6 protein-coding genes and 1 pseudogene are annotated in these 6,560 nt (G+C 34.2%); 1 reads left to right on the forward strand and 6 read right to left on the reverse strand.

The window, feature by feature from the left end:
• Positions 1 to 467 precede the first annotated feature (467 nt).
• The 4 genes and pseudogenes from J7J00_RS24060 to J7J00_RS24075 form a co-directional block, all read right to left on the reverse strand.
• Complete coding sequence (locus tag J7J00_RS24060; protein WP_214795255.1) at positions 468 to 1,580, reverse strand: Ger(x)C family spore germination protein; 1,113 nt, start codon at positions 1,578 to 1,580, stop codon at positions 468 to 470.
• A complete protein-coding gene (locus J7J00_RS24065) occupies positions 1,567 to 2,673 on the reverse strand; it encodes a GerAB/ArcD/ProY family transporter (RefSeq protein ID WP_214795257.1) in 1,107 nt (368 codons plus the stop codon). Before J7J00_RS24065 ends, J7J00_RS24060 begins: the two co-directional genes overlap by 14 nt.
• On the reverse strand, positions 2,651 to 4,117 hold the full coding sequence (locus J7J00_RS24070; RefSeq protein WP_214795258.1) for a spore germination protein: 1,467 nt from the start codon (positions 4,115 to 4,117) through the stop codon (positions 2,651 to 2,653). Before J7J00_RS24070 ends, J7J00_RS24065 begins: the two co-directional genes overlap by 23 nt.
• Positions 4,118 to 4,478: 361 nt before the next feature.
• Positions 4,479 to 4,822 (reverse strand): annotated as a pseudogene (locus tag J7J00_RS24075) (tyrosine-type recombinase/integrase); the annotation flags it as partial.
• A gap of 167 nt (positions 4,823 to 4,989) precedes the next feature.
• Between J7J00_RS24075 and J7J00_RS24080 the strand changes: the two are divergent.
• Entirely contained in the window at positions 4,990 to 5,589 is a 600-nt protein-coding gene (locus tag J7J00_RS24080) for an NADPH-dependent FMN reductase (protein ID WP_214795259.1), read from the forward strand.
• Between the two features lie 324 nt (positions 5,590 to 5,913).
• Here the strand turns inward: J7J00_RS24080 and J7J00_RS24085 are convergent, their stop codons facing one another.
• Together J7J00_RS24085 and J7J00_RS28985 are read right to left on the reverse strand one after the other, a co-directional pair.
• On the reverse strand, positions 5,914 to 6,219 hold the full coding sequence (locus J7J00_RS24085; protein WP_214795261.1) for a hypothetical protein: 306 nt from the start codon (positions 6,217 to 6,219) through the stop codon (positions 5,914 to 5,916).
• Positions 6,176 to 6,475: a hypothetical protein gene (locus tag J7J00_RS28985; RefSeq protein WP_396020609.1), complete on the reverse strand. Its 300-nt coding sequence runs from the start codon at positions 6,473 to 6,475 to the stop codon at positions 6,176 to 6,178. Before J7J00_RS28985 ends, J7J00_RS24085 begins: the two co-directional genes overlap by 44 nt.
• Positions 6,476 to 6,560: the final 85 nt, after the last annotated feature.

The raw sequence follows: 6,560 nt of genomic DNA on the forward strand, positions 1-6,560 counted from the left end.
TGAGGGAGGTTACTTTAATAAGGGAGTCAGTCTATCAGTTGGATAAAATACCCATATTTAAAAAAATGGTATAATTATGTAAACTTAAAAAAGGAAACGGAGGTTAAAATCTCATATGTTGAAAAAAAAGTAGTTATTTATTTTTTCAGTATTTTTTTATTAGTAGGGGGTACAAACAATTCACCTAGTAAGTCATCAAATAACATAGAACACTCAGATGATAATAAAACATCTGTAAGAAATTCTGAACAATCTGAACAAGATTTTTCAAAAAACGAGCAATAAATCAACGATTGACGAGTATTATTATCAGACTTTTTTATAAAGCTACACATTTAACAATTACTCCTAATTTCACCTCTGTACCTGCAGGCGAAGCTCCAACTACTACTGCCGTGCCCAACAGCCTTTTTAATAAGTCATGATTCAGACTCCGCTTGAACACAAACTACTAGACGATTCTGCTTTTATAAAATAATTCCTCTGCTGATAATATTAATGTTTACCTCAGGGTTAACTTCGATGTGTTCATAATAATTTTTTCCTTTTATTTCTTCCCAGATTGATGGATAAAATGCGATCAATTCTCTGCCTAATCCAAGAACATCACTTTGATTGTCTGCTAGCTTTTTAAAAAGAGCATCTGCATTTTTAGTAAGTTGTCTTGATAATTGTTGATTTAAATCTTTTATCTTCTTCTGATTATCTAAATGGTCTGTTGGGTAATCAATGACTTCTACATCCAGTTGAAGAGAAATATCAACACTGACTTTATCTTTTTTTGTCACTTTTAGATTTCTTGATATCCTTTTCACTTTGTAACTTAAGGCTGCGTCTTCTTGTTGCTCAACACGATCTGTTAAAATGGCTTTTCTAGCTTTCTTATCCATAAAAAGTAATAATAATTTGCTTTCATCAATTGAAAGATATTGTCCTGTGAAGCTGCGGTCATGAAAAAGTACAGTTCCTTTCACTTTTACTGTATGATCTTCCTTGTCTATACCTAAGTAGGGAAGAAAGAAATCCTTTCCTTCATCAAACAAATAAGTACAAACAGTTTGAACTGTTACTGATGGAATCTCAGTCAGGTCTTCACTACTTTTAATCAATTCATAAAAATATTCTGCTTTTTCCATTTCTTTTTCAGTTAAGTGCTGAATTAGATTTTTGGCACTACCGGAAGTAACAACAACCTTAGAGTTTACATTTAATCTTGGTTCCCGATAAATAGTATCTAAAACATTGAAAATATCACCTTTTGCAATATCGTTACCTAAAATGAGCGTTCTTCCTTTTGCGGGATCAAGAGTGCCAGCTACACTTTGATCAATATTTAAACTTGTTTCCCTTACATTTTTTCCTTTTCCTGTTATCATATCATTAGTGATAGACCTTTCTCCTCTGCTAGACTTGCTTATATTTAAATTTCTGATCAATACAGTAATCAAATAGTCTCCTTTCTCATCCAAGTCGAAGCCTGATAAATAAACTATTCGAACATCTTTCAATAACCTTTCATCCCAGCAGCCTGTTAATAGTGTCAGAATAATGAGGGTTAGAACCAGTTTATTTTTCCTCATAGAAGGATGATGCCTCCCTTTTAAAGATAATTGCTATTAGAAGAAGGATTGCAGGAATAAGAATGCCAAAAGTCAAATTTAATATTTCAATCCATTTCCTAAAAGTGATTATTTCTAGGTAAAGATGACATGTAATAGATACAAAAAAGACCACTGCACTAGAAAGAATCACAGCTAACTTATGTTTCATGCGCAATAATTTGCTTATCCCCATACTTCCCAAATAGGCATAACTAAGAATAGAAGTAGAAACTACGACCCCCCAAATCGATAAAAATATTAAATCTAATCGTTGTAATACGTGCATATTAATAGTTCGCAGCATATAGAGAACAGGTTCTGGAACAATCTTTATTTCAGCTGGGCTAAACATCATAGTGGTGATGATAACGATATATGTATAAAGTATGGTTACAAAAAATATAGCAAAAGAAGCGCCCTTTATAGCTGAGAAGTTTTTAGGCTGTTTAATAAAAGCAAAATAAATGAGCAATGTTTCATAGCCTGTAAAGGATGGAAATGCATCTTTTGTGCCTTTAAGAATCTTCCAGATGCCACTGGATCCAATTGGAAAAAGATAGCGAAAATCAAAGGCTGAATTTTGAAAAGTTAGAAGTGTAATAAAAAATAAAAATAAAATGAATATGAACAGAAAAGAAAATAAAGACACCATATTCCTTATCGTCCCAATACACCCATAAAAGAGAAGAACCAATCCCATGATAAGCAATACCATCTTGGGAGTTTCGGGGAAAATCCACCGAACGAAAATATCATCTATAACTATAAATACATAACTTACGATTGTAAGCAGATAAACTATATATAAGAAATTAATAATGTTTCCCAATGTTTTTCCCAAAATTAATTTGCTAAAATCAAATAAAGTAAGATGGGGGAATCTTTTGCATAAAAGCCACATTAGCAATACAATGAGTTGAATCATAAATCCTGAAAGTAAAACAGATATCCACCCATCTTGAGCGGCAGTTTTATAGGTTTGGAAAGGTAATGACAAGATCCCAACCCCGACCATTGTTTGCACTAATAAAAAAAATAGGTCGGCATGATTAATACGGGTCTTCACTTTCATTTAACTTCCACTCTCTTTCCATTTTTCCTTTTTGAATTCGAGAAGAGCTTTTTGGATGATCCCCCTTCATCCATACAGGGACTCGGATGATCGTATCTTTAAATTCATGCACTTTTAAAGGGGCAAAAGGTGAAAAATATGGAACACCAAAAGAAGTGAGACGAGATAGATGGATTAAGATTAACAAAACTCCTAACATAATTCCAAGAAAACCGAACATTCCCGCCATAATCATTAATGGAAATCCAAGTACACGTATAGAGCTGCTCATCTCTATATTAGGTTGAACAAAAGAGGAGACGGCAGTTAGCGCAACAATAATCAGTCCTCCATATGAAACAAAACCTGCCTCAACCATTGCTGTTCCCACTACTAAAGCACCAACGATCCCAAATGTTGAAGCAATGGAAGTCGGTAAACGGATGGATGCCTCTCTTAATAATTCGAAGGTAAACTGCATGCCCATTAATTCAATTATTGGCCTAAATGGCACAAAGCTTAAAGATGATTGGAATGAATAAACAAGCTCCGTAGGAATAACTTCGTAATGATACGTAACGATAGCTATATAAAGTGCCGGTAAAATTAAAGCATTAATATAACCCGATAATCGAAGGATTCTGAAAAAGGACCCTAATTCCCATCTGCTAGAATAATCATCGGGTGACTGGAAAAATACGGAAAATATAACCGGCAAAATAAATGCTTTAGGACTTCCATCTATAACTAATGCTATTCTCCCATCCTTCAAATTGGAAGCAGCCCGTTCCGGAAGTTCCGTGTCTAATAGTTGAGGGAATGGAGAGAATGTCTGATCTTCAATACAATCCTGTATATCACCTGGCGACCGGATAAAATCAAGACTTATACTTTTTAATCGTTCTTCAACTTTTTTTATAATCTCGGGATTTACCAATTGATTCACATATATTAAGCTTACATCCGTAGGGACTTTTGAACCTAAGATATACTTTTTAACAGTAAATCCAGGTATTTTAACTCGTTTCCGCAGCAAATAAATATTCTTATCAAGACTTTCAACAAACCCTTCATGTGCTCCAAGCAGCGTTTTTTCTGTGAGAGGTTCGGAAACTACCCTTCCAATTGTTTCTGTTACATCCAACAAGAAACCTTCATGATAGTTTTCTTTTTTCAAAAGCAAACAATAACCATCTAATATTCCACATATCGCTTCCTCATTATTAGAAATAATCTTGATTTCCTTGCTGTATAGTTCGTTCAAAATATCGTTATGCTCCATTTTTATAAGTGGCTCAATAACTTTTGACTCCAATTTTTCTTGATCCACTAAAGGAGATATGTAAAGAATAATATAAGTTACATCATTGATATTAACTTCCCGGTCTTTTAAATCTTCAGTATGATTCAGTTGTTTTTTTATATTCTCTATAGAAAAGACTTGCTGGTTTTTCAATTCGTTCATTGGCACCTTTCCTTTTTTATTTTTCGATTCACTCTAAATATCATCGTTCGCACTCTATATAATGGTTTTTTTATATTATGTGGTAATAGATAATATCCATACCTTAAGATATTTGTTAAAAGCGCCATTTGATTGGGAAAGTTATAAGGTAAGCGTAAAATAAACTTGCTGATGGTAGCCCAATTAGGAGGTGACTTATGGAGAAAGAAAAAAGTTCCCTTTAAGATAAATTACCGTTAGGTTTATTGGCTGGATTTTATTTTGAAATAAATAAGAACATTGAAAAAGGAATCTTATCTGATGCTATGTATCATGAAATTAGATTAATGGAACAAACAGCATTAAGAAGGGGGACTCTCACTTGAGTAGGGGTAATGGGTCGTTCTCCCTTCCTGGATGGAAATAAATAGGGACTCTGGACGTTTTTGGCGTACTCATAGACCTCCTGAAAGCAATTCGCGATATACATGTCGCGTTTTTTTTTCGTTTTGCCTTCTTTGACCCTGAGAATCTTGTTTTGTTTGCCTTTGAGGTTCAGGATCTGCTTCGTGGTGAGCTTGAGTAGGTCCCCAACACGTAGGCCGGTCTCGCAGCCTACAAAAACAGGATGTAATCACGCTCCGAATAATGGCGCTTTAGTGCCCATTTCATATCTTCTAACTGCAGCTGATCACGGATCGGCTGCACATCTTTTGGTTGCGTCATCTTCATCGACCTTTCTTCCCTATTCAAAAATCCGGATTCAAAAATTAGAGAAAAAATACCTTTGTTCAACTATTGGGGCAGTTAGTGTAAGAAGGAACTAAACAATTTTGTATAGTGCTTCATTGCTTTGTTTATTCTAATAAAGAAAAAAATGGTGGTGGAATAGAATGGGCTTTTTAGACAAATTATTTGGAACATCCACTAAGGAGGAAGAACCAATGACAAATGAAAAACTAAAAATAGGAATTATTTTAGGTAGTACACGCCAAGGTCGAGTTAGCCCTCAAGTTGGAGAATGGGTATACGGTATTGCAAATAAACGAGGAGATGCAGAGTATGAAATTGTAGATATTGTGGACTTCAATTTGCCGTTTGTGTTTACAACTGCTGGAGATGAACCCGGTTTAAAATCTTGGTCGGAAAAGCTAACTAATTTAGATGGTTTTGTATTCATTGCTGCAGAATATAATCACAGCATAACAGGTGCATTAAAAAACGCATTGGATTCAGCTCGTGATGAATGGAATAATAAAGCAGCTGGAATTGTTAGCTATGGTTCAACAGGTGGTGCTCGTGCTGCTGAACATTTACGTGGAATCTGTGGAGAATTACAAATAGCAGATGTTAGGGTTCACCCAACTTTATCTCTATTTACAGATTTCGAAAACGGAACTGATTTTAAACCTGCTGATTTACACCTTAATAATGTTAATGCGATGCTTGACCAAGTTATTGCGTGGAGTGGTGCATTAAAAACTTTGCGATAAATCAATAGAAAATAAAGTAAAATGTGAGAGGGATGAAAGTTATCCCTCTTTTTGTTTTATTGCAATCCTTTTCATATTAGACTAACTCAGGGTGCGTTAGCACCATAAGAAGGCCGCCAATTGGTGGCAATTTGAATGTACGATCATATTTACATTATCATGCATTCGATTTCGAGTTAAAAAATTCAAAACTTAGACACGGATTCTTACTTTCTTGCTTCTATGGAATTTATCGGAAATTAAAGATCGTTTAAAGGAATTATCAAAGTTATACGAACTTTAAATAAAAACAAAGGAATCTCTATATGGCGAGACTCCTTTATTTTAATACATTTGAAACATCTCAATGAGTGAGAAAATTGTTAACAAAAGAAAAAAAGTGCTGTCTAATAAAGGCGGCACTTTAAACTTCTTGTAATTGACAATTGACGATTTTCCTTGTCTTTTCTTGAATTGTTTTGTCATACCTCTTTTGAATTTTTTTTTTCCTCTATCCGCATCATTAGAAGTAAATAACTTCTCAGCAACTTCAAAAGCATCTAAATCACCAGAATAATAACTATCCAGAAGGTCATACTCCTTAATCTTAACTGGTTCTTGATAAGGATTGTTCTTTGTCGTTACTAACATACCCTCCCAAAGATGTAATTTTATGGTCAAGGAGCTTAAGCTCCTCATAAAACGTTTGTGAAAGGGCATTAACTAAATATGTAATATAATTTATGCAATCCTTGTCAAAGGAGTCAGGCTTCTCACCATCAATATTAAAAACTCCTAAGCGTGTATTCTGATAAACAATAGGAATACATAATAAGGATCTATAAATATATCCTGTCTCACTATTCCGTTTAAAAGTAGGATCTTGTTCTAAATCCGAATAATAAATAGCTTCGTTCTTAGGGTAATGAAAATTTTAGCGAAAGATATTGACATCCTATTAGCTGAAGAAAGGAGCTGTCTTTAAGGCAGCT

It is taken from the genome of Bacillus sp. ISL-4 (assembly GCF_018613275.1).
Taxonomy (GTDB): Bacteria; Bacillota; Bacilli; order Bacillales; family DSM-1321; genus Peribacillus; species Peribacillus simplex_E.

Bases quoted from the DNA above. Each gene is read 5' to 3' on its own strand.
- J7J00_RS24085 (WP_214795261.1), bottom strand. From the start codon at position 6,219: ATGTTAGTAACGACAAAGAACAATCCTTATCAAGAACCAGTTAAGATT.
- J7J00_RS24080 (WP_214795259.1), top strand. From the start codon at position 4,990: ATGGGCTTTTTAGACAAATTATTTGGAACATCCACTAAGGAGGAAGAA.
- J7J00_RS24065 (WP_214795257.1), bottom strand. From the start codon at position 2,673: ATGAAAGTGAAGACCCGTATTAATCATGCCGACCTATTTTTTTTATTA.
- J7J00_RS24060 (WP_214795255.1), bottom strand. From the start codon at position 1,580: ATGAGGAAAAATAAACTGGTTCTAACCCTCATTATTCTGACACTATTA.
- J7J00_RS24070 (WP_214795258.1), bottom strand. From the start codon at position 4,117: ATGAACGAATTGAAAAACCAGCAAGTCTTTTCTATAGAGAATATAAAA.